Origin of the sequence: Pseudomonas lurida (assembly GCF_002563895.1) — a bacterium.
In the GTDB taxonomy this organism is placed as follows: domain Bacteria; phylum Pseudomonadota; class Gammaproteobacteria; order Pseudomonadales; family Pseudomonadaceae; genus Aquipseudomonas; species Aquipseudomonas lurida.
This window is the reverse complement of the sequence record NZ_PDJB01000001.1, coordinates 4,186,081-4,205,635: the sequence shown is the minus strand read 5'-3', so window position 1 is coordinate 4,205,635 and position 19,555 is coordinate 4,186,081. Positions and strand designations below refer to the sequence as shown.

The following is a 19,555-nucleotide window of genomic DNA, read 5'->3' as shown; positions in this document are numbered from 1 at the left end:
AGCCACGACAAAGATCAACTGTGGGAGCTGTCGAGCCCCAGCGAGGCTGCGAAGGCGGCGGCACGGCTAGCCTTTCCATCGCCTGACCCACCGCCATCGCAGCCTCGCTAAAGCTCGACAGCTCCCACAAGGGATCTGCTTTGTAGATGGAAATTTGAGCCACAACGAAGATCAACTGTGGGAGCTGTCGAGCCCCAGCGAGGCTGCGAAGGCTGCGGCACGGCTGGCCTTTCCATTGCCTGACACACCGCCTTCGCAGCCTCGCCAAAGCTCGACAGCTCCCACAAGGGATCTGCTTTGTAGACAGAAATTTGAGCCACGACAAAGATCAACTGTGGGAGCTGTCGAGCCCCAGCGAGGCTGCGAAGGCGGCGGCACGGCTAGCCTTTCCATCGCCTGACCCACCGCCTTCGCAGCCTCGCTAAAGCTCGACAGCTCCCACAAAGGGTCTGCTTTGTAGACAGAAATTTGAGCCACGACGAAGATCAACTGTGGGAGCTGTCGAGCCCCAGCGAGGCTGCGAAGGCGGCGGCACGGCTGGCCTTTCCATTGCCTGACACACCGTAATCGCAGCCTCGCCAAAGCTCGACAGCTCCCACAAGGGATCTGCTTTGTAGACAGAAATTTGAGCCACGACGAAGATCAACTGTGGGAGCTGTCGAGCCCCAGCGAGGCTGCGAAGGCGGCGGCACGGCTGGCCTTTCCATCGCCTGACCCACCGCCATCGCAGCCTCGCCAAAGCTCGACAGCTCCCACAAGGGGTCTGCTTTGTAGACAGAAATTTGAGCCACGACGAAGATCAACTGTGGGAGCTGTCGAGCCCCAGCGAGGCTGCGAAGGCGGCGGCACGGCTGGCCTTTCCATTGCCTGACACGCCGTAATCGCAGCCTCGCCAAAGTTCGACAGCTCCCACAAGGGATCTGCTTTGTAGACCGAAATTTGAGCCACAACGAAGATCAACTGTGGGAGCTGTCGAGCCCCAGCGAGGCTGCGAAGGCGGCGGCACGGCTGGCCTTTCCATCGCCTGACACACCGCCATCGCAGCCTCGCCGGCCCCCACACTGTATTTCGCCCCACGGGGTATACTCGCCCACTCGCAACCAACCCATTCAAACTGCCCGAGATACTCCATGAGCACTCTTTCTCTCACCCCCGCGCGCAAGCCTGTCGCGCCGCTGGTGGCCTTTATCATCCTGGTGCTTGGCGCCCTGTTCCTGCAAAACATGGTCGGCTCGCGCCAGGTGCTATTGCTGGTGGTTGGCGCCGCGCTGGGCTTGACCCTTTACCACGCCGCCTTCGGGTTCACCTCGGCGTGGCGCGTCTTCATCAATGATCGGCGCGGCGCCGGCCTGCGCGCGCAGATGGTGATGCTGGCGGTGGCGGTGCTGCTGTTCTTCCCGGCGTTGGGGGCGGGCACGTTATTCGGGCAGCCAGTGGTCGGGTTGGTGGCGCCGGCCGGGGTGTCGGTGGTGTTCGGGGCGTTCATTTTCGGGATCGGCATGCAACTGGGCGGCGGTTGTGCGTCGGGCACGCTGTTCACCGTGGGCGGCGGTAATGCGCGCATGCTGGTGACGCTGTTGTTCTTTATCTGCGGGTCGTTGATTGCCACGCACCACGTGGATTGGTGGTTCGCGCTCCCGGCCTTCCCGGCAGTGTCCATCGTCAAGAGTTTCGGCGTGGTGCCGGCGTTGGGCTTGAGCCTGGCGGTGTTCGCGATCATTGCGCTGGTGACGGTTCGCCTGGAGAAGGGCCGCCACGGTCAGCTGGAAGAGGGTGTAAAAAGCGAGCACCAAGGCGTGCGCCGCTTCCTGCGCGGGCCGTGGCCATTGGTGTGGGGCGCCATCGGCTTGGCTTTGCTTAACTACGCCACCCTGGCATTGGCGGGGCGGCCGTGGGGCATTACTTCAGCGTTCGCCTTGTGGGGTGCCAAGGTTGCGAGCGGCCTGGGTGTAGACGTGGCCAGCTGGGCGTTCTGGCAGATGCCGGGCAACGCCAAGGCCCTGGCCGCACCGGTGTGGGAAGACATCACCAGTGTGATGGACATCGGCATCGTCCTCGGTGCGCTGTTGGCGGCCGGCCTGGCCGGGCGATTTGCCCCCAGCCTGAAAATTCCAGCGCGCTCGCTGGTGGCGGCGGTAATCGGCGGCCTGTTGCTCGGCTATGGCTCGCGCCTGGCCTACGGCTGCAACATCGGCGCGTATTTCAGCGGCATCGCCTCGGGCAGCCTGCATGGCTGGGTATGGCTGGTGGCGGCGTTTATCGGCAACAGCGTTGGCGTGCGTCTGCGGCCGTTCTTCTTTGCGGGCGAGCGACCGCAGGTGGCGCTGAGCGGTTGCTGAATCAGCTTTCAGGTGGAAGGCTGGGCGCCTGGGCCGCTTCGGCCGCCAGCCTTTCCCGATCTGCCTTGCTGATGTACGTATCCTTTTTCTTCGGCGCCAATTTGGCGCTGGCCTTCTTGGCTTTGGCCTTGAAGAGCTGCTGCAGTTTTTTCTGGCGATTCATGTCTTTCTACCCGGGTTGTTCAGGCTCGGGATGATACCAGCTTAAAATCCGACGCCGTCCCCTGGGTCGCTTTTTAGCGCCAATCTGTGCATTGAATCGCCGTTGCTTTCACCAATAATCGGGTCCTCCAGCGCATAACGGAAGACACTGATGAGCATCCATACCCGCACCAAGCGCATGACTGTCCCGCAACTGGTCGCCATGAAGGGCCAGCAGAAGATCGTCTCCCTGACGGCTTACTCCAGCGCCATCGCCAAGCTGATCGATCCGTTGGTCGACTTCATCCTGGTGGGCGATTCCACGGCCATGGTCGGTTATGGCCGGCCTTCGACGTTGAGCATGCAACTCGAAGAAATCATCGGCCACACCCGGGCGGTGGTCGATAGCACGCACCTGGCCTGTGTCATCGCCGACATGCCGTTCGGCAGTTATCAGGAATCCAACGAGCAGGCCTTCCGCAACTGCGCCCAGGTACTGGCGCGCACCGGTTGCGACGCCGTCAAGCTGGAAGCCAACCAGGCGTTGGCGGGCACCGTCGAGTTTCTGGTGGCGCGCGGTATTCCGGTGATGGCTCACGTGGGGTTGATGCCCCAGTTCGTCAATGTGATGGGCGGTTTCAAGGCCCAGGGCCTCACCGCTGAAACCGGCGCCGTGATAGTCGAGGACGCTCGGGCCAACCTGCAAGCGGGCGCGTTCAGCCTGTTGCTCGAAGGGGTGGCTGAAGGTGTTGCGCGGCAGATCACCCTCGACTCGACAATGCCCACCATCGGCATTGGCGCTTCACCGGCCTGTGACGGCCAAGTGCTGGTCACTGAAGATGTGCTGGGCCTGGGCGGCGAACACCTGCCGCGCTTCGTCAAACAGTACGCGGATGTCGGCGCGGTGATTCGTGACGCGTGCGAGCGGTTTGCCGAAGACGTGCGCCATGGTCGCTTCCCTGAGGCGCGGCACTGTTACGGGCTGTGACGGATTGCCCGCGCTAGTTGCTCCACGGCCTGGGCGATGTCCTTGCTCCAATCCAGGGTAAAGCTCAGGCGCACATGCTGTTTCCAGGCGCCTTGCTGGCTGAACAACTCACCGGGGGCGATGACGATGCGTTCGGCCAGCAGGCGTTCGAACACCCGGTGCATGTCGACCGGGTGCTTGGCCTCCAGCCAGAAGCTCGCACCGCCTTGGGGCATCACCACCTCGAAGGTACCCTGGCTGTGTTCGTCCAGCAGGGTGTTCATACGCGTCATGCTTGCTTGCAGCACCGCCCGCAGCTTGTGCAGATGCGGGTCGATGCGCTGGGAGGTGAACAGTTTTGCGATAGCTTTCTGGCGGATCGGCGAGAGTCGAAACGCCCGCTTCATGAACAACCGCTGCAACTGTGGCCCATGCCCTCGGCACAGCACATAACCGTAGGGCGCCTCGGCGCCGATCACCTTGTCGAAGGTCGAGAACACCAACAGTTTCTGCCGGTCGGCAAAGTCACGGTAGCGGGCCGGCTGGGGGGTGAAGTACAACTCGCCGTACGTGTCGTTTTCGAACAACCAGATATCCCGCTCAGCGAGCCACTGGCAGATCTGCTGTTTATCCTCAGCTGGCATGCGGCTGCCATGGGGGATGTTCACGGTCGACGACAGCACCGCCAGGCGGATGGGCTCCTGCCTGAGCCGTTCATCGAGCGCGACCAGGTCGAAGCGCCCGTCGGCGTCCAGGGGCACTTCGATCACGCGGATGTGCGCCGCCTGCAACTGGCGCAGGATCGCCCATGAGCACGGCGATTCCACCAGCGCCACCGTGCCCTCCAGCCCCAGGGCATTGAGCGACAACTCCAGCACACTGTGCAGGTCCGCGCCGATGTACACCTGGTCGGCCTGCCAATAGTTGGCAGTGGAACAGGTGTAGTGCTCGGCCAACGCCGCGCGCAACTCTGGCTCACCGAACGGCAGATAGAGCGGGCTGAGTGAACGCGGGTAAAGGCGCGCCAGTTCCCGCTCGATCATCAGCAGCGGGTTTTCCAGCGAGAGCAGCATCGCAGGGGCGTCGCTGCTCAGGGCCAGCATGCCTGGCTGCCGGGCGCTGGCAAAGACTTGGTCGAGCAGGGTCGGCGGGTGTCCAGTCGATAAAGGCCCCGGCACCCAACGCGTGAAGTAGCCGAACTTGGGCTTGGCGTAAACCCGGCCTTCATCCTCGAGCAGCGAGTAGGCGTACTTGGTCGTCGATACCGACACGCCGAGGCGCTGCGCCAACTGGCGCAGCGACGGTAACTTCTGCTCGCCTTGCGCAGGGCTGGCCTCGATCATCTCGACGAGGTAGCGATACACCGCTTGGTAGGCGAACGAGGCGTCTTTGGGGGTATCCACGATCACTCCGGGGGCTTCATCGCGATGTTTCAGGTGATTGCGCCTTCTTCAAGGGTGAAAGGAGCGCGCCAGAAATTCATCGATCAACGCCACCACCTGCTGCTGAATAACCGCCCTCGGTCGCGCGCCCTCACCATCCCGGCAGATCATGCCATCGCCTGGCGAGTCTTCCTCGATCAACGCCATGCCGCCCGGCTTGCAGATCGACATAAAGCTGAAGTGCGTGGCGTCGGTGATCTCTACGTAGTGCGTCGATGCTTTTGGCAGGCGCCGGACCATGTCGGCAGACTCCAGGTTGGGGTCCATATCCTCCGTGGGTACGCCGCCCGCGATCACCAGTACCGGCACCGGCAGTGCGGCCAGGCTGGCGTCGGTGAGGCCGCGCGAGAGACCCAGGTCCAATGTCACCACGGCGCCGACACGTACGTCGCGCAGGGCTGCGGCCAGTTGGGCCTTCGCAGTCGGTGTCTCGGCGGGTTTTATCTGCTGGTAGCCGATGCAACCGCCCAGCTTGGGATGGGCATTGCAGTCCCGGGCGAAAAGGTCCGGGTCGAAACGGGCACCGGCGATTTCCATGGCGGTCCAGCCGCCGATGGAATGGCCCACCACGGCGATGTGGCCTTTCGCGACTGCACCGAATTGCGTCGGCTGGGCGATCACTGCATCGATGGCCCGGCTCACGTCTTTGGGCCGTTCCCACAACTGCGCGGCAGCCTGGGGGCTGCGGTCTTTGCTGGTAGTGCCGGGGTGGTTCAGCGCCGCCACGATGTAACCCTCGTGGGCCAAGGCGCTGGCCAGCCATACCTGATTGCCCCAGTTACCGCCGTAGCCGTGGGACAGCACCACCAAGGGGTGTTCGCGGCTCTCTGCTGGCGCGTCGGGCACCGCGAGGGCGCCGAAGAACACTGCGTCATCGCGGATCAGCTCCGGTGTCGTGGTGGTGGCGGTGGGGTACCAGACGACCATTTGCAAAGGGCGCTGCGCATCGGCGACGGTGATGTTCTTGAAGCCGATAGAGGTGGTATCGGCGAATACAGGCGTTGCCAGGCAAACCAGCAGTAGCGCGGTGAGGGTGTGTTTCACAGTTTTTATCGTCCTTGATGTGAGGGCACATCATGCCTTGAAACAGGGCGTTTTAATAGAGCAGAGGCGGGACTAGGAAGTTGCTGACGAAGTCCTACTTGCAAGTATTACAGATAGGGACTTCATGCTTTTAGGAAGTGAGTGCCTTACTTGAATTGAAAAATCGTGCAAGGGTAGGGGTGTGATTCCTACTGCTGGAATGATTGGAACCTCAGGTACTAACTTCTGATGCTAGGGTGAAGATTATGAAAAGCTCGATTGTATATGCAGGCCGCAACCGTGCAAATCGGTTCTCGCTCGCCGTACTTGCTGTTTTAGTGGTGTTTACAAAAGAGATCGCATGGGCGACGGAGTTTTCTATTACTAAGTCGGGAGCACCAGGGCAAGTGCTCGTATTATCTAACTCCCACACTGATCCTGGTGTCGGTTTTGCGAACTTCAATGTTTTGTATCCCGATATTCCCCCTGGAACACTTAATGATCCCAAGCAGTTGCTAGAGATTCGCTGGAGTACGACGTATTATCCTGGGACGCTTAGGGATGACGTGGAATTATGTTATTTTCGTCCTTTCAGCGCCGAAAAAAACTGTGAAACTATCTCCCCGAATTCTTCGGGTGTGTTAATGGTTTTTAATGATCAGTCCTTCGGTCATGGTTCGAAAGTCACGATTTATCACAGGGTATTGGGTGGTACGCCACCTTATGCTCGTCCTGCTGGCGTCGATTCTGTGACATTTAAATATCGGTATTAATTAGCGGCGTGGCACTCGTAGTTATTTCAACTGCGAGTGCACTGTAGCGGCGCGAAACCTTTTGTATGAACGTTCACATGCCGTTAAGCAAGGTGAATTCTAATGATCACTATCAATCCTTCTGCATCATCGTCTAACACCCGCGTGACGAGTGATTCCCCAAGCGTTGCTACTGCGTCCGCGGTCTCGTCTGATAATGGCAGCACTGATGCGCTCACTGCCACAAGCAATAACGGCATCGCCACCGTCTCGATCCTGGCGCGTCAATTGAATGAGGCAGCAATACGGGCTGAAATACCACTGGGCCAACAGAGCGCCGATTCACTCGAGGCGATCACCGACAATAAGTATTTCGCCAATAAGGCGCAACATGACGCAGAGATTCCAACTACCCGCCACCCGGAACTCTTGGCACGTGCGCGACAAGCGACCGGTTTCCTCAATGGGCATGACAGCAACCCCTTCAACGGCCTAGGGCGAGATCAACTCAACCTGATCGCCCGCGACAACGGTGGCGCCTTCACGGTTAACGAGCGACGGGCGGCGTGGGAATCGATACAGTCGATGGAGTCTTCAGCCAATTCGGGTACGAAGTCACCCCCCGCTACGGGTTACGAGATTATGATTTCGCGCTTGTTTCGCGGCAGCGAACCACCCGTCGCCCATCCACCTGCGACCTTTGAGAATGGCGCTCAACGGCGCAGCGAATTCCTCACGCGGGATGACCGTGCTTTGATATCGGATATGTACGCTCATGCACAGTCAGAAGGTGCGGATCTACGTCACGTCGACCTCTTGGTTCATGCACTCGCAAACTATCGTCATTACAGCGACGGTCGCCAGCTCATTGGCAGTAATGGCTACTACGTAGACGAGTATTGGACAACGTTCGATTTCAAGCCTGAGGACGCCGCCATTGCCTCAAGCGTTTTGACCAGTTCAGCGTTCAGCAGCACCCGTATCGACCAGGGCTTCGTGCGACACATTCTGAGTCCAGACAACGGGGCGTTCACCCATATTGGCGGCATACCGTTCCTGGAGCGAATGGTGAAAATATTCTCCAGTGAAGGCGCGGATCAACCCCCACTCGGCAGTGAGTTCGCCACCTTTGAATACGCCAAGGCCGCGGACCATATCGTCACCACCACGCACAAGGACATAAAGCTACCCCCCTCCAAGGTGATCACCGACGTCGTCAACGGGGTCTGGAACCTCACCGAATACGGCAAGGCCGCCGGCTATACGATGGATAAGTCCAATGGCCGGATATACAAAGTCACTGACCTGCAGAGCGATCAAGTGCAACAGCGTTCGACCTCGGAGGTTCTTGCCGGTGAGTTGCCCACTCACACGCTCCTGGGCAGCCTCGCAGACACCCGCGACCCGCCCAAGGCACGCTGGATCTGGCCCGGCCATCTGTTCAAACTGATGAAAAACTTCAAACCCTGAGGTCTCGGCTCGCTGCGTGATAAGAGCGTGAATCTTGCTATTGGCCAACACAGCCCCATAACTACGTGTGTATCCACCAAACGCAAGGGCAGACCATGACCAATTCAACCGAAACCGCCATCCTCGCCGGCGGCTGCTTCTGGGGCATGCAAGACCTGCTCCGACGCTACCCCGGCGTGCTGCAGACCCGCGTCGGCTACACCGGCGGCGACGTGCCGAACGCGACCTACCGCAACCACGGAAACCATGCCGAAGCGATCGAAATCGTATTTGACCCGGCGGTGATCACCTACCGGCAGATTCTTGAGTTCTTTTTCCAGATCCATGACCCGAGCACGCCTAACCGTCAGGGCAATGACGTTGGTCCGAGCTATCGTTCGGCGATTTATTACTTGAGCGAGCAGCAGCGCGATATTGCCGAGGATACCGCTGCGGATGTGGAGGCTTCGAAACTATGGCCGGGTCGGGTGGTGACTGAGATCGAGCCGGCCGGACCGTTTTGGGAGGCGGAGCCGGAGCATCAGGATTATCTGGAGCGAATTCCTAATGGGTATACGTGCCACTTTATCCGGCCGAACTGGAAGCTGCCCAAGCGTGGCTGAACGCACTGTATGAAATCGCGAGTCGTTGTAAGAGGGTTACGACGACTCGTGAATCGATGGGTTAAAAACTCGAAGCGCTAGCGTTCAGCTAGCGTAGCCTCCCGGCTACTAAACAGAGGGGCCAGCTGTGCGCAGGTTAGTAGACGGGGGAAACACACAAAGCCGGCGGATTCTGACGCACCTGTAGGCAATCGAGCACGGTGGTGAAGCTTGCTGCAGGACATATCCCGGCGGTGGCTGGCGGTCATCGTAGCCTTGCCAAGGCTCGACGACGCCCACAGGGGAGCGGCGTTGTGTGTGGGCGTTGTGGTTGCGAAAAGAACGCCCCTGCTTACTCGGGCTTTTTGTAGGCCTTGTACGCGTTCTGCAACACGATATGGTCCGCCACGTACTTCGCATCGTGCCACACCCCATAGATGAATGATGACGCGCGGTTGACCAGGTTCGGCAGCCCCAAAAAGTAAATGCCGCTTTGCGCCGAAATCCCGCGCTTGTGGAACGGCTCGCCGTTGTCGTCAAACGCATCCACTTTCAACCAGCTGAAATCGAATGTGAAACCGGTCGCCCACAGGATGGTGGTCACGCCGGCCTCAGCCAGATCCAGGCTGAGGGTCGGATTCACCAGGCACTCCGGGTCGGGCAACAATTCCCAGGCTTGCGGCTCCAGGGGGAACGGCAACCCGTTCGCCTCGATGTAGGCATCTGCATCGCGCAGCACATCAAAGTAAGCGCGGTCGCCTTCGGCCACGTTCTCGGCCAAGCCCGGCTGGAACGTCATGACACCGTCCGCCCAATCCTGGGTGACGCCCACCAGTTGAATCCCTTGGTGCGCGAGTCGGCGGAAGTCGACGGTCTTGCCACCCTCATAGCCACTTACTGCAAACGCCACGTGCTTCTTCTTCGGCTGGATTTTGACTTCGTCCCACAGGCCCAGCGCACCCAACCACCAGCAGTAGTCGCGGCTGCGGTAGGCGCGGGGCGGGCGGTAGTGTTCGCCGACCGAGAGGTACACGGTCTTGCCGGCCTTTTGCAATTCTTCGGCGATCTGCGAGCCGGAAGCGCCGGCGCCGACCACGAGTACGGCACCTTCGGGCAGTTGGCCAGGGTTCTTGTAGGCAGAGGAATGCAGTTGATGAATTGGCGCGCTGGCGGGGACGATATTCGGGATGGACGGGCGCTGGAACGGGCCGGTGGCAGCAACTACGTTGGCGGCTTCGATCACGCCAGCGGAGGTGGTGACCTTGAACCCGGGGCGGCCCACATGGCGCTCCACCGACTGTACGTCCACACCCGTGCGTACGGGGGCCTGCAACTGGTGCACATAGGCTTCGAAGTAGTCCGCCATGCGTTCTTTCGGTGGAAAGGCCTCGGGTGAAATCCCTTCAAAAGCAAGGCCGGGGAAGCGGTCGTGCCAGGCCGGGCCGTTGGCGACGAGGGAGTCCCAGCGTTCCGAGCGCCAGCGTTCGGCGATGCGGTGGCGCTCGAGCACGATGTGGGGCACGCCCATCAGGGACAGGTGTTCGCTCATGGCGACACCGGCCTGGCCTGCGCCGACTACCAGGGTGTTGATGGTTTCTACTGACATGGGCGGTTCCTGGAAAGTGAGGGTTTGTCTGCAACATCGATTTCAACCGAAGGCGCTGGCTTGATGCGTTGTGGTTTCAAGATGTCAGCAACGCAGCGACGGCAGTCAGTGCCAGTTCATAACCCAGCGTCCCTAGCCCGGCGATCACGCCGGTAGCGGCTTTGGACACGTAGGAGTGATGCCGGAAGCTTTCGCGCTTCCAGATATTGCTCATGTGCGCTTCGATGATCGGGCCGTCGAAGGCCAGCAGTGCGTCAAGGATCGGCACGCTGCTGTAGCTCAGCCCGGCCGCGTTGATCACGATGGCGTCGGCGTTCATGCGTGCTTCCTGGAGCCAGTCCACCAGCACGCCTTCGTGGTTGCTCTGGCGAAAGTCCAGGCTCAGGCCCAGCGCGGCGGCATGGCGTTGGCAACGGGCTTCGATGCTGGCGAAACTTTCGCTGCCGTAGGTGCCGTTTTTGTCCTGCCCGTAGAGGTTGGCGTTGGGCCCGTTGAGGAAAAACACGCGGTGGGTCATGAGGGGGCTCCAGGTTATTCGGCGACGGTCAGCACGACTTTGCCGACATTGGCATTGGCTTCCAGCAGGCGGTGCGCGTCGGCGGCTTGAGCCAGTGGCAACAGTGCATGGACCTGCGGGCGCACCAAACCGGAGGCCAGCCAGGGCAGGAAACGCGAACGGATGCACACGGCCAGGCGGGCTTTTTCGGCATGGCTTTTGGGGCGCAGGGTAGAGGAGGTGAGGCTGAGGTTTTTGCGCATCAGCACCTGTAAGTCCAACTCGATGCGGGCGCCTTGCAGGAACGACAGGCTCACGTGCCGAGCGCCCATGGCCATGGCGGCAAGGTTGCGCGCCACGTAAGGGCCGCCGACGTTATCCAGCACCACGTCGACGCCGCGCCCTTCGGTGCAGTCGTTTACTGCGTCGACGAAGTCTTCAAGGTGACGGTCAACCGCGCGCCATACGCCCAGCGCTTGCAGCATCGCGACTTTCTGCGGGCCGCCTGCGGTGGCAATCACTCGCGCACCGGCGGCGTGCGCACACTGCACGGCAAAGCTGCCGACGCCACTCGCGGCACCGTGGATCAGCGCCGTGTCGCCACTGCGCAAACGGCCCAGTTCAAACAGGTTATGCCACACGGCAAAAGCCGCTTCCGGCACCCCAGCGGCATCGTGCAGTGACAAGCCCGCAGGCACCGGCAAGCAATGCGCCGCCTGCGCCACGCAGTATTCGGCGTAGCCGCCGCCATTGAGCAAGGCCATCACGCGATCGCCGGTGGCGAACTCATCCACATCCGCGCCCACCGCGACAACCATGCCCGCTGCTTCCAGGCCCAGCACATCGGTGACACCCGGGGGAACGGGCGAGCCATTGCGTTGCATCAGGTCGGGCCGATTGACCCCAGCCGCCGCTACACGAATCAGCACTTCACCGGCGTGCAATGGCGGGACAGGGCGCTCTACCACCTGCAGCACCTCTGGGCCGCCAGGCTCGCGGGCGATTACCGCTTTCATACGGTCCAGTCGTCCGGCACCACGGCGATCACGTCGATCTCCATCAACCATTCCGGTTGCCCCAGGCCGGAGATCACCAGCCCGGTTGAAATGGGGAACACGCCCTTGAGCCATTTGCCGACTTCCTGGTACACCGGCTCGCGGTAACGCGGGTCGATCAAGTAGGTGGTGGTCTTGACGATATGCGACAGGTCCGAGCCCGCCTCTTCAAGCAGTTGCTTGACGTTTTTCATTGCCTGCTCGGCCTGGGCTCGCGGGTCGCCAAGGCCGACCAGGTTGCCGTCGAAGTCGGTGCCGATCTGACCGCGTACGTAAATGGTATTGCCGGCGCGCACGGCCTGGCACAGGTCGTTGTCCAGCGCCTGGTTGGGGTAGGTCTGCCGGGTGTTGAACATGCGGATGCGGGTGTGGGTAGGCATGACGGAGGCTCGTGGGAAGCGGAATGAATCCAGCTTCACACCGCCCCGGTTCCGGCGAAACCAGCATTTGCGCGGGGTAGTGCTTAGGAAAAACCGAAGCCCGTGCAGGTCATCGGTTGGCGCCTGACCCGGCACGAACCCTGCAACGTGACCTGTACAGTCATTGTTGAGGGGCAGGCGTAATGCTCAGTCGTATTACTCAGCGTCAACTGGAGTATTTCGTTGCGTCGGGAGAGGCGGGCAGCATCAGTGCGGCCGCCGAGCGCATCCACGTGTCGTCGCCGTCGATCTCGGCGGCGATCACGCATATGGAGGCGGAATTGGGTATCCAGCTGTTTATCCGCCACCACGCCCAGGGCATTTCACTCACGGCAGTAGGGCGCCTGGTGATGCAGGAGGCCAAGCTGATCCTGGAGCAGATGACCAACCTCTACACCATAGCGTCGGAGTCATTGAACACCGTGCGCGGGCCGTTGCGGGTGGGCTGCCTGGAGTCGCTGGCGCCGATGATCACGCCTGAATTGGTGTTCGGTTTCGGCCGTGCGTTTCCCGGCGTGCGGCTGACGCAAGCCGAGGGCAACCACGAGGAATTGCTGGAGAAATTGCGCAGCGGTGAGCTGGACATTGCCCTGACCTACGACCTGGTGACCAGCCCGGACATCGACTTCCAACCCCTGGCGCAGTTGCCGCCTTATGTCATGGTCGGCGAGTACCACCCACTGGCGAGCTTGCCGGCGGTGAGCATGCAAGACCTTGAGGCCTACCCGGTGGTGCTGCTCGACACGCCGTGGAGCCGCGACTATTTCCTCAGCCTGTTTATCCAGGCGGGCACCACGCCGAACATCATCATGCGTTCCACCAACCTCGAAACGGTGCGCGCCATGGTTGGCAATGGGATCGGCTATTCCTTCGCGAATGCACGGCCCAAATCGAACATGTCCCAGGACGGCAAACGCGTGATTCGCCTGCGCCTGGCGGGCGCGCACCGGCCGATGCGCCTGGGCTACGCCACGGCCAGCAATACCCAGCTGTCGCGGGTGGTGTCGGCGTTTGCCGAGCGGTGCCGCATGTTTGTGTCCGACCAATACATCCCCGGCATGGCACCGCCGAGCTTTTTTGACCCGCATGCGGTGCGCGATTGTCGGAGCGAGCTTGCTCGCGAAGCTCGGTAACGATCACGCGGCAACCCGGTTTTGCACCGAAATGCGGCGCGCGACGCGCCGTGAATTCCGGCGTGCACCCTTTTGAGCTGCATAGGTTCTGCCTACCCAGTGCCCCGGCTTTTACGAATTGACCCCAAGTGCCTCCCCCCACGACTCTGAACCCATCGATGTAGATCAACTTCTCAGGGCACGGCGACGATGACATTCGACTGGAATTACATGTTTGGTTTGCTGGCCGATGCCGAGTTCTGGCGCGCGACGTGGACGGTGATCAAGCTCAGTACCCTGACCTGGGTCTTGAGCATTGGCCTGGGGTTTCTGCTGGCGCTGGCCAAGCAATCCAAGCATGGCCTGCTCAGCGTGCCGGCCCGTGGCTACATCTGGCTGTTCCGCAGCCTGCCACTGCTGGTGCTGCTGATCTTTATCTACAACCTGCCCCAGGCGCTGCCCGGCACGTCGGCGGTGCTGGCCGACCCGTTCTGGTCCGGCCTGCTGGCCCTGGTGATCTGCGAGACCGCCTACGTGGCCGAGATCCATCGCGGTGGCCTGCTTTCGATTCCCAAGGGGCAGGGCGAGGCGGCGCGGGCGCTGGGCCTGAAATTCTTCGGCACCCAATGGCGTGTGGTGATTCCCCAGGCGCTGCGGGTGGCGTTGCCGTCGCTGGCCAACGAATACATCTCCATCGTCAAGCTCACCTCGCTGGTGTCGGTGATCTCCCTGACCGAGATCCTGATGGTCGGCCAGCGCCTGTATTCGCAGAACTTCCTGGTGATCGAAACCATGGCGGCGGTGGCATTCTTCTACGTGTTTATCGTCACGGTGTTCGACTTCCTGCTCAAGCGCCTGGAGCGCTTTCTCGACGTCAACCAGCGCAACGTTTCCCGCGTTCCCGACGCAGCAGTGCTGGCCCTCGCGACTCAACAGCGCACGGCCTTGGCGCGCCCGGCCACCAATGGCGAGCCCGCGCTGCAAGCCGCACGGCTGCACAAGGCCTACAACGACATCGAGGTGCTGGGCTCGGTCAACCTGCAGATCCAGCCGGGTGAAGTGGTGTCGGTGATCGGCCCGTCGGGCTCCGGCAAGACCACGCTGATCCGCTTGCTCAATGGCCTTGAGCAACTGGATAACGGCGAGATCCGGATCAACGGCCAGCCGTTCATTCACTTGAATAAAGTCGGCGCGCACAAACCCCAGTACATCGAGCACGCCGAGCATCGCCTGAACATCGGCATGGTGTTCCAGAGCTTCAACCTGTTCCCGCATTTGAGCGTGCTCGACAACCTGCTGATGGCGCCCAAATACCACCGCCTGGGAGCGACCTGCGACCTCAAGCAACAGGCCTACGCGCTGCTGCACAAGGTCGGCATGCTCGACCACGCCTGGAAGTACCCGCACCAGCTGTCCGGTGGCCAACAGCAACGCGTGGCCATCGCCCGCGCCCTGATGATGCGCCCCCAGATCATGCTGTTCGACGAGCCGACCTCGGCGCTCGACCCGGAGAAAGTCAACGAAGTGCTGCAAGTGATCGAGGCCCTGGCCGAGGAGGGCATCACCATGGTGATCGTCACCCACGAGATGAACTTTGCCTTCAAGGTTTCCGACCGCATCGTGTTCATGGAGAAGGGCCGCGTGGTCTGCGACGACACGCCGGGCGCCCTGCGCAGCGGCCACAACCCACGCGTGGAGGCGTTCCTCAAGGACGTCTCGCTGGCGTGATCTCTTTAACGTTCAGGACACCCTAAAATGATCGAGCAATCGCAAATCGAACAATTCCAGCGTGATGGATTCCTGGTGGTAGAAGGCGTGCTGTCGGTGGACGAAGTGGCCGCACTGCAGCACGACTTCGACCAGTGGGTAGAAGAAAGCCGCGGCCATGACCGGGGTTGGGGCACCACCGTGGATGGCCGCGAGCGCTTTGACCTGGAGGGTGATCACCGCGCCGATCACCCGTCGCTGCGCCGGGTCAGTTCGCCCACCGAGATTTCCCCGGCTTACGAACGCGTGGCGTTGCACTCGCGGATGGCGGCGATTTGCGCGCAGTTGATCGGCGCCCAGGGCACACGTTTTCACCACAGCAAGATCAACTCCAAACTGCCCCATACCGCGACCCAAGTGAAGTGGCACCAGGACTTCCTGTTCACACCCCACAGCAACGATGACATCGTCACCGCCTTGCTGATGGTCAGTGAAGTCACACCGGAAAACGGCCCGTTGAACGTGATCCCCGGCAGCCACAAAGGCCCGCTGTGGTCGCACTGGCAGCACCAGCGGTTCACCGGTTCGGTGGACGATGCGGTGGTCGAGGAACACTGCCAGCACCCGGTCGCCTGCTATGGCCCGGCGGGCTCCGTGTGCTTCATGCACACCCGCCTCCTGCATGCTTCCAGCCCTAACGAGACCGAACTCCCGCGCACCCTCTTCATCAGCGTTTACGCAGCTGAAGATGCGCTGCCATTCGGCGAGAACCCGCTGCCCAGTGCACATGCCGGCCTGCTGGTGGCCGGTGAAGAAAGCGGCTTGGTGCGTTCCACGGCCAACCACATGCGCTTGCCGCAGAAGCCCCGTGGCGCCTCGTTCTTCGTGCAACAGGCAGGACAAGATTCAGCCACTGCCTAACCCAATTCCTTGCTACCCAAACCCCTCGCAGGTAATCACCATGACAGCGTTTCGTAAAAGTGTTCGTCCCCTCGCCGTGTGCCTGCTGGGCGCAGCGGTTGCGATGACTTCGTTGGCGGCTTCGGCGTTCCAGCAGGAAGGCAAGATCATCGCTGGCTCCGATGTGACGTTCTTTCCCTATGAGTACATGGATAACAACAAGCCCGCAGGCTTTGACATCGAGTTCATGGACGGCCTGGGCAAGGTCATGGGGCGCAAGGTCGAGACCCTCGACACACGCTTCCCCAACCTGATCACCGGCCTGCAGGCCGGGCGTTTCGATGTGACCAACTCGTCGATGTACATCACCGCCGAGCGGGTCAAGGTCATCGACATGATCCCTTATCTGAAAAGCGGCGAGTCGATCCTGACCCTCAAGGACAGCACGTTCCAGCCCAAGACCCCGGAAGAGTTCTGCGGCCACAAGATCGGCTCCATGGGCGCGACCTCGTGGCTGGCGCAGATGAACAAGCTGTCGGCGGAGTACTGCGTGGCCAAGGGCTTGAAGCCGATCCAGATCAGCGAATACAGCACCGACCCGCAAACCACCCAGGCCCTGTTGGCCCACGCGGTTGAAGCGCAAATCACCGACGCCGCCGTGGCCCGAGGCGTGATCGACAAACTCGGCAACCGCGTGGTGATCTCGTCCGACACGTTGATCTACCCGGTACTGAATGGCTTCGGTGTGAAGAAGGGCAATGACACAGTGAAGAAGGCCTTGCTCGACGGCCTGGAAAAATACCGCGCCACGCCGGAGTACGCCGCCTTGCTGAAGAAGTACAACTTCGAGGCGCCAACCGAGGCCGATATCGCGACGCTGATGCCGAAGTAAACCTATCAGCGCGTGCCGCATTCGCGTGCGGCCGCGCCCTGCGGAGACCGATTCATGGCGTTATCCCACGAAGAACAGACGCGCATCGACCTGGCGGCGACCTTTCGCATCATTGCGCACCTGGGCATGCATGAAGCGGTGGCCAACCACTTCAGCGCCGCGGTGTCGGCCGACGGCAAACAGTTTTTGCTCAACCCGAAGTGGAAGCACTTCTCGCGTATCCGCGCCAGTGACCTGTTGCTGCTGAACGCGGACGACACGACCTGTGCCGACCATCCCAACGTGGACGCCACCGCCTGGTCGATCCACGGGCAGATTCATCGGCTGCTGCCGCACACCCGTGCGGTACTGCACTTGCACCCGGTGTACACCACGGCGGTGGCGTGCCTGGCCACGCCGCACATCCCGCCGATCGACCAGAACACCGCACGGTATTTCAACCGCGTGGCGGTGGACGAGTTGTACGGCGGCATGGCCGACACCGAGGCCGAAGGCGCGCGCCTGGCCGGGCTGCTCGATGGCAAGAGCCGCCTGCTGATGGGCAACCATGGCGTGATGGTGACGGCGGGGTCCATCGGTGAGGCGTTTGACGATATCTGGACCCTGGAACGCGCCTGCCAGATTCTTGTGACGGCCTGGTCGACCGGGCAGCCGCTGCGGGTGTTGTCCGATGAAGTGGCGGAGAAAACCGCGCGGGGTTGGGAAGGCATTGCCGATTTTTCCCGCCAGCATTTCGAAGAAATGAAGCAGTTGATGATCGACGCTGACCCTTCAGTGCTCGACTGAGGAAACCCCATGACTTTTTCCGTTGTCGCCCGCTGCGCCGAGACGGGGCAGTTGGGTATCGCCATCAGCTCATCGAGCATTGCGGTGGGCGCGCGTTGCCCATGGCTACGGCCGGGCGTGGGCGCGGTGGCGTCGCAGAACATCACCTTGCCAAGCCTTGGGCCGCAAGTGCTGGACTTGCTGGAACAGGGCCTGGCGCCCAGTGAAGCGCTGGCCACCGTGATCGCGCAGGATCACAGCCAATACCGCCAGGTGACGGTCATTGATAGCCAGGGCCGCACCGCGCATTTCAGTGGTGCGCAGACCCTGGGTATTCATAACGCGGTGAGTGGCGAGCAGTGCGTGGCGGCCGGGAACATGTTGGCCAACCCCGGCGTGATCACTGCCATGGTGGCGGCGTTTGAAACGGCCTCGGGGCACCTCGCCGACCGCCTGCTGGCCGCAATGCATGCCGGCGTGGCCGGCGGTGGCGAAGCCGGGCCGGTGCATTCGGCGGCGCTGGTCATCGTCGATGACCTGTTGTGGCCGGTCGTGAACCTGCGCGTGGACTGGGCTGACGCCGACCCCATCAGCACCCTCGACCACCTCTGGCAGGCCTATCGCGGGCAATTGCAGGACTACATCGACCGCGCCATTAACCCGCAGATAGCACCCGGCTACGCCGTGCCGGGAGATGACCGATGAACACGAGCCGCGACCTGCTGGCGCAGTTGGTACGCTTCGACACCACCAGCCGCGAGTCCAACCTGGCCTTGATCGACTTCGTGCGCACGTACTTGCAGGACCATGGCGTGGCCTGCGAGCTGGTGTACAACGAGCACAAGAGCAAGGCCAACCTGTTGGCGACCATTGGCCCGGCGGACGTGCCCGGCATCGTGTTGTCCGGGCATACCGATGTGGTGCCGGTGGACGGTCAACGCTGGAGCGTGGCGCCGTTCGAGCTGACCGAGAAGGACGGCAAGCTGCATGGCCGTGGCACTGCGGACATGAAGGGCTACATCGCCTGTGTGCTGGCGTGCGTGCCGGCCCTGGTAAAGGCGCCGTTGCGCCTGCCGGTGCATATCGCGCTGTCTTACGATGAGGAAGTCGGCTGCCTGGGCGTACGTTCGCTGATCGAGCGGTTTCATGGGCACGCGGTCAAGCCGTTGTTGTGTGTGATCGGCGAACCCACCGAACTCAAGCCGGTGCTGGGCCACAAAGGCAAGCTGGCGATGCGTTGCCATGTGCAGGGCGCGGCGTGCCACTCGGCCTATGCGCCGTCGGGCGTGAATGCCATTGAATACGCCGCGCGCTTGATCAGCGAGCTGGTGCGTCTGGGCGAAACGCTCAAGGCGCCAGAGCATCTGGATGCGCGTTTTGATCCGGCGTTTTCCACGGTGCAGACCGGCCTGGTCAACGGCGGCAAGGCGCTGAATATCGTCCCGCAGGAATGCACGTTCGACTTTGAAGTGCGCTCGCTGCCGGCCCAGGATCCGTGGCAGGTGGTGCAGCATTTACAGGGTTACGCTGAACACACGTTGTTGCCGGCGATGCGGGCGGTGAGCGGGCAATCGGCGATCAGCATCAGCGAACTGTCGAGTTACCCGGGCCTGGCCACGTCGCTGGAAAGCCAGGCGGCCGAGTGGGTTGCGCAGTTCTGCGGCTCGCGGGAATTTGGCACGGTGGCCTTTGGCACAGAGGGCGGCCTGTTCGACCAGGCTGGCATTCCCACGGTGGTGTGCGGCCCCGGCAGTATGGAGCAGGGGCACAAGCCGGATGAGTTCATCAGCATGGAGCAACTGCAGGCGTGTGACCGCATGTTGGCGCGGGTGGTGGCGTTTGCGAGCCGTTAAGGCAGGCGCCGATCAGCGTTGTGGGAGCGGGCTTG

The 19,555-nt window shown here is 61.7% G+C and carries 19 protein-coding genes; 12 read left to right on the top strand and 7 right to left on the bottom strand.

Translation table 11 applies throughout. The annotated features are described in order from the left end of the window. Positions 1-1,130 precede the first annotated feature (1,130 nt). Positions 1,131-2,339 carry a YeeE/YedE family protein gene (locus ATH90_RS19025; RefSeq protein WP_034107708.1) on the top strand — a complete coding sequence of 403 codons (1,209 nt, stop codon included), beginning with the start codon at positions 1,131-1,133 and terminating at the stop codon, positions 2,337-2,339. 1 nt (position 2,340) lies between these two features. On the opposite strand, the gene ATH90_RS19020 is transcribed toward ATH90_RS19025, so the two are convergent. Beyond that, positions 2,341-2,502 (bottom strand): DUF2986 domain-containing protein, encoded by a 162-nt coding sequence (locus tag ATH90_RS19020; RefSeq protein WP_069077874.1) that lies wholly within the window; start codon positions 2,500-2,502, stop codon positions 2,341-2,343. A 150-nt stretch (positions 2,503-2,652) separates the two neighbouring features. Here ATH90_RS19020 and panB point away from each other — a divergent pair, with 150 nt between their 5' ends. Continuing rightward, on the top strand, positions 2,653-3,468 hold the full coding sequence (panB, locus tag ATH90_RS19015; RefSeq protein WP_098467021.1) for a 3-methyl-2-oxobutanoate hydroxymethyltransferase: 816 nt from the start codon (positions 2,653-2,655) through the stop codon (positions 3,466-3,468). Here panB and ATH90_RS19010 read toward each other — a convergent pair. Both ATH90_RS19010 and ATH90_RS19005 read right to left on the bottom strand, forming a co-directional pair. Beyond that, positions 3,456-4,850, bottom strand: coding sequence for an aminotransferase-like domain-containing protein (locus ATH90_RS19010; protein ID WP_098467699.1), 1,395 nt, complete (start codon positions 4,848-4,850; stop codon positions 3,456-3,458). The genes panB and ATH90_RS19010 overlap by 13 nt on opposite strands. Positions 4,851-4,898: 48 nt before the next feature. Beyond that, positions 4,899-5,933, bottom strand: coding sequence for an alpha/beta hydrolase family protein (locus ATH90_RS19005; protein WP_098467020.1), 1,035 nt, complete (start codon positions 5,931-5,933; stop codon positions 4,899-4,901). A 245-nt stretch (positions 5,934-6,178) separates the two neighbouring features. Between ATH90_RS19005 and ATH90_RS29175 the strand changes: the two genes are divergently transcribed. The 3 genes from ATH90_RS29175 (at position 6,179) to msrA (ending at position 8,736) form a co-directional block, all read left to right on the top strand. Next, positions 6,179-6,685 carry a hypothetical protein gene (locus tag ATH90_RS29175; protein ID WP_141537499.1) on the top strand — a complete coding sequence of 169 codons (507 nt, stop codon included), beginning with the start codon at positions 6,179-6,181 and terminating at the stop codon, positions 6,683-6,685. Positions 6,686-6,787: 102 nt separating this feature from the next. After that, positions 6,788-8,134, top strand: a complete 1,347-nt coding sequence (locus ATH90_RS19000; protein ID WP_098467019.1) for a hypothetical protein — start codon at positions 6,788-6,790, stop codon at positions 8,132-8,134. A 95-nt stretch (positions 8,135-8,229) separates the two neighbouring features. After that, positions 8,230-8,736: a peptide-methionine (S)-S-oxide reductase MsrA gene (gene msrA, locus ATH90_RS18995; protein WP_034107703.1), complete on the top strand. Its 507-nt coding sequence runs from the start codon at positions 8,230-8,232 to the stop codon at positions 8,734-8,736. Between the two features lie 331 nt (positions 8,737-9,067). Here msrA and ATH90_RS18990 read toward each other — a convergent pair whose 3' ends face one another. The 4 genes from ATH90_RS18990 to ATH90_RS18975 all read right to left on the bottom strand — a co-directional run bounded on the left by ATH90_RS18990 (position 9,068) and on the right by ATH90_RS18975 (position 12,252). After that, positions 9,068-10,321, bottom strand: coding sequence for a flavin-containing monooxygenase (locus tag ATH90_RS18990; protein ID WP_034107702.1), 1,254 nt, complete (start codon positions 10,319-10,321; stop codon positions 9,068-9,070). Between the two features lie 76 nt (positions 10,322-10,397). Beyond that, positions 10,398-10,838 carry a type II 3-dehydroquinate dehydratase gene (locus ATH90_RS18985; RefSeq protein WP_069077870.1) on the bottom strand — a complete coding sequence of 147 codons (441 nt, stop codon included), beginning with the start codon at positions 10,836-10,838 and terminating at the stop codon, positions 10,398-10,400. A 14-nt stretch (positions 10,839-10,852) separates the two neighbouring features. Then, positions 10,853-11,833: an NAD(P)H-quinone oxidoreductase gene (locus ATH90_RS18980; protein ID WP_098467018.1), complete on the bottom strand. Its 981-nt coding sequence runs from the start codon at positions 11,831-11,833 to the stop codon at positions 10,853-10,855. Next, positions 11,830-12,252, bottom strand: a complete 423-nt coding sequence (locus ATH90_RS18975; RefSeq protein WP_065904398.1) for a RidA family protein — start codon at positions 12,250-12,252, stop codon at positions 11,830-11,832. Before ATH90_RS18975 ends, ATH90_RS18980 begins: the two co-directional genes overlap by 4 nt. Positions 12,253-12,434: 182 nt before the next feature. Here ATH90_RS18975 and ATH90_RS18970 point away from each other — a divergent pair, with 182 nt between their 5' ends. The 7 genes from ATH90_RS18970 to argE all read left to right on the top strand — a co-directional run bounded on the left by ATH90_RS18970 (position 12,435) and on the right by argE (position 19,520). Continuing rightward, positions 12,435-13,424 (top strand): LysR family transcriptional regulator, encoded by a 990-nt coding sequence (locus tag ATH90_RS18970; RefSeq protein WP_034107694.1) that lies wholly within the window; start codon positions 12,435-12,437, stop codon positions 13,422-13,424. A 189-nt stretch (positions 13,425-13,613) separates the two neighbouring features. Next, on the top strand, positions 13,614-15,131 hold the full coding sequence (locus tag ATH90_RS18965; RefSeq protein WP_098467017.1) for an amino acid ABC transporter permease/ATP-binding protein: 1,518 nt from the start codon (positions 13,614-13,616) through the stop codon (positions 15,129-15,131). Positions 15,132-15,158: 27 nt separating this feature from the next. Continuing rightward, entirely contained in the window at positions 15,159-16,031 is an 873-nt protein-coding gene (locus ATH90_RS18960) for a phytanoyl-CoA dioxygenase family protein (RefSeq protein ID WP_098467016.1), read from the top strand. A 40-nt stretch (positions 16,032-16,071) separates the two neighbouring features. Then, positions 16,072-16,902, top strand: coding sequence for an ABC transporter substrate-binding protein (locus ATH90_RS18955; protein ID WP_034107687.1), 831 nt, complete (start codon positions 16,072-16,074; stop codon positions 16,900-16,902). Between the two features lie 54 nt (positions 16,903-16,956). Beyond that, on the top strand, positions 16,957-17,688 hold the full coding sequence (locus ATH90_RS18950) for a class II aldolase and adducin N-terminal domain-containing protein (protein WP_034107686.1): 732 nt from the start codon (positions 16,957-16,959) through the stop codon (positions 17,686-17,688). A 9-nt stretch (positions 17,689-17,697) separates the two neighbouring features. Beyond that, on the top strand, positions 17,698-18,372 hold the full coding sequence (locus ATH90_RS18945) for a DUF1028 domain-containing protein (RefSeq protein ID WP_069077865.1): 675 nt from the start codon (positions 17,698-17,700) through the stop codon (positions 18,370-18,372). Further along, the gene (gene argE, locus ATH90_RS18940) at positions 18,369-19,520 is read left to right on the top strand and encodes an acetylornithine deacetylase (protein ID WP_098467015.1); all 1,152 of its coding nucleotides are present in this window, start codon (positions 18,369-18,371) and stop codon (positions 19,518-19,520) included. The genes ATH90_RS18945 and argE overlap by 4 nt, the downstream gene beginning before the upstream one ends. Positions 19,521-19,555 lie beyond the last annotated feature (35 nt).